Origin of the sequence: Thermoleptolyngbya sp. M55_K2018_002 (genome assembly GCF_015295965.1) — a bacterium.
Classification (GTDB): domain Bacteria; phylum Cyanobacteriota; class Cyanobacteriia; order Elainellales; family Elainellaceae; genus Thermoleptolyngbya; species Thermoleptolyngbya sichuanensis.
This window is the reverse complement of sequence record NZ_DVEA01000174.1, coordinates 1-2,615: the sequence shown is the minus strand read 5'-3', so window position 1 is coordinate 2,615 and position 2,615 is coordinate 1. Positions and strand designations below refer to the sequence as shown.

The 2,615-nt window shown below is 58.1% G+C and carries 3 protein-coding genes and 1 pseudogene; 2 read left to right on the top strand and 2 right to left on the bottom strand.

The features are described 5' to 3' along the window. Positions 1 to 638, top strand: a 638-nt coding sequence (locus IGS51_RS08685) for a hypothetical protein (RefSeq protein WP_297078037.1), incomplete at its 5' end; no start/stop codon positions are given. 67 nt (positions 639 to 705) lie between these two features. Next, positions 706 to 951: a DUF1049 domain-containing protein gene (locus IGS51_RS08680; RefSeq protein WP_297078036.1), complete on the top strand. Its 246-nt coding sequence runs from the start codon at positions 706 to 708 to the stop codon at positions 949 to 951. Between the two features lie 115 nt (positions 952 to 1,066). On the opposite strand, the gene IGS51_RS08675 is transcribed toward IGS51_RS08680, so the two are convergent. Further along, positions 1,067 to 2,155, bottom strand: a complete 1,089-nt coding sequence (locus tag IGS51_RS08675) for a hypothetical protein (RefSeq protein ID WP_297078035.1) — start codon at positions 2,153 to 2,155, stop codon at positions 1,067 to 1,069. Between the two features lie 134 nt (positions 2,156 to 2,289). Next, positions 2,290 to 2,615 (bottom strand): annotated as a pseudogene (locus IGS51_RS08670) (hypothetical protein); the annotation flags it as partial.

The following is a 2,615-nucleotide window of genomic DNA, read 5'->3' as shown; positions in this document are numbered from 1 at the left end:
CTTCGTCCTCTCCTAGCGCGTCGCCGACGGCTGGCCCAGGCTCGCCTGCGCCTTCTGCCCCCGCGCCCAGCCCCACGGCTTCTGCCCCAGCGCCAACCGATCCGTCGCTGTTTGTGATTTCAGCCGAGGGTATCGGCCCGGCAAAGCTGGGTATGACGCTGGGAGAACTCAAGCAAGTGCTGCCCAATGCCACATTTGAGGTTCAGTCACCTTTTATCGTCGATTTCGATGCGATCGCCGTGTCCCAGAACGGCAAACCACAGTTTTATGTGCTGTACCTGGCGGGCGAGAGCTTTGGCGATGATGACGTGGTGCAGGGCGTGCTGACCGATAACCCCAGCTACCGCACCGATCGCGGCGTGGGCCCCGGTACGGCGATCGCCCAGGCAGAGCAGATCTACGGCGATGCCACCCTGTCGTACAATACGCAGAATGAATCGCGGGAATACGTCCGGTTTGCTCAGCATCCGGCCACCAACCTGTCCTTTGGCACGGGCAATGGCAGCAGCGAAACAGCGGGCATTTATCCCTCGCCCACAGCGGAATACAACGAAACGCAGCAGTTTCGAGAAGATGCGACCATCCAGTCGGTGCTGGTCATCTGCCTGAATGAGGCCTGCACGCCTGCTTCACCCTGAGCTAGCTTTGGGGTTTTAGATTTTGGATTTTGGGTTTCAGCCTTCGGTCTTTTGCCTGCTTGCCGCCATGCTAAAGGTTCTGGTTTCTTCGATTGTTGCGCTGTGGGTGAGTGCGATCGCCCTGCTTTCGGTGCAAAACGCGACCCCTGTCGAACTTCGCTTTTTGACAGGCAGGACAGTGCCGATTCCCATCGGGCTGCTGCTGGGGTTTAGCGCGTCGGCAGGGATGCTGGGCGCGGCGCTGGTGCTACCCGGCGATCGCGCTTCCAGTGCCCGCAGCCTAGACGAGGGCGATCCGTTTGAGGACGAATAGCCTCGCCCAGTCGCAGAACATCGGGCGATCGCCCAGGTATCCGCCTAGCCAGACCGCCTAGCCAGACCGCCTAGCCAGACTGCTTAGTCAGACATCCCCTCAGCTAGACCTCTGCCTAGAGTGAATATACCCGCCCATCGATCAGCAGCCGCGTAATGCCCTTCGCCTGCAAATAGGGACTGGCCTTCAAAAACACCTGACCGTCGGGAATCTTGACCACGCGCTGCATCCGCCGCACATAGCGCTTGGCCACCCGATGATTATCAAACACAGGCAGCGTCCGCTCCTCTTCCTGGTCTTCGGGAATCAGCCCCAGCCCCGCAAAGTCCTTGAGCGGCCGAGTCACTAAATCCGACGTGCGATCGACTACTAGATAGCAGGACTTGGGCAGTTTGGCTTCCGAGAGCGGCGCAATGTGTAGCGGTATGTTGCTGTGCAGTCCGCCCGTCAGGTCGTCCAGCTCAACGGCTGCGTCAAGCAAGGAGCCGTCATCGTCATCGTCCAGATCGTCATCCAGGTCGTCGTCGAGGTCGTCTGTCAGGTCTTCGTCATCTAGATCGTCGTCATCTTCTTCGTCAATATCCGTGAAAACGCCTTCATGCTTCAAAATGTCGCGCTCAACTGCCTCTAGCTCAGCGACGACAGGTTCCGCCGAATCCTCCTCCACAAGCTCAGCATCCGCAGCGAAGGCCGATTCAACAGAGGCGATCGCCCCATCTTCATCAATCCGCTTCTTTTTAGCCAGTTTGGGCGGCGCAACTGTGAATGGTTTGCTGGGTTCGGGGGGAACGCTCCCAGAACGGCGGCGCTGGCGACGACCGTCGCGGCGTGCAGAGTCTGGCTCGGCTGCGTCCATCTCGTTCGCATCCGGTTCCACGGCTTCGGGCAAGGCTTGGGGCACGGCGCTAAACACGTCTGGCTGGGAAGGCTGCGGATCTTCTTCTGATTCCAGGGCCACTGCCGCTTCTACGGCAGTGGATACGTCGTCGGCGTTCTCAACTTCAGACTTGCTGCTGCCTGCGGTTCGCTTTTTCTGAATCAGCGCGTCATATTCGGCTTCCGACAGGCTTTGCTTCAGAATGCGGCTAATTGTAGAGGTGCTGACGCTGAATTGCTGAGCCAGGGATGTGGTGGTTTCGTCTGACTGGCGATACAGTGCCAGAATTTTTTGCTTGTCAGAATCGGTCAGTTTTGTAGGAGGCATGCCGCGTTAACCACTCGCCCCACCGGGGAGCACTGAAGAAAAAACCTGATTGATCGTAACTCAGAATTGTCTGACCCTTGCACGTAACAGTACAAGGGTAACTAAAATTCAATGTCTGCGATCAAACAAAACACTCAGGCGCGGCGACGGCTGCCCCGACGAGAGCGGCTCGACAGGTCATACTCCAGCGCAGCACCAATAGCAAACAGGCAGGCGCTAAAAATCCAGAACACCTCGAGCAAGCCGCCCGTTTGATAGCCCTCGACGTAGCGGGTGGCGTAGAGGAACCACATATCTGCAACGTAAAAGCAGATTGCAGCAGCGGCAATGAAGCGCCAGGACAGCGAGAATCGCCCGCCCCAAAACGCCAGCAGCAGTGCCATCGCAGCCATCAGCAGAATGATATCTCCAGCCACATAGGCGATCGCAAAGGTATCTGAGAAGGGGGACAGGGTGTTCT

Bases quoted from the DNA above. Each gene is read 5' to 3' on its own strand.
- IGS51_RS08680 (WP_297078036.1), top strand. From the start codon at position 706: ATGCTAAAGGTTCTGGTTTCTTCGATTGTTGCGCTGTGGGTGAGTGCG.
- IGS51_RS08675 (WP_297078035.1), bottom strand. From the start codon at position 2,155: ATGCCTCCTACAAAACTGACCGATTCTGACAAGCAAAAAATTCTGGCA.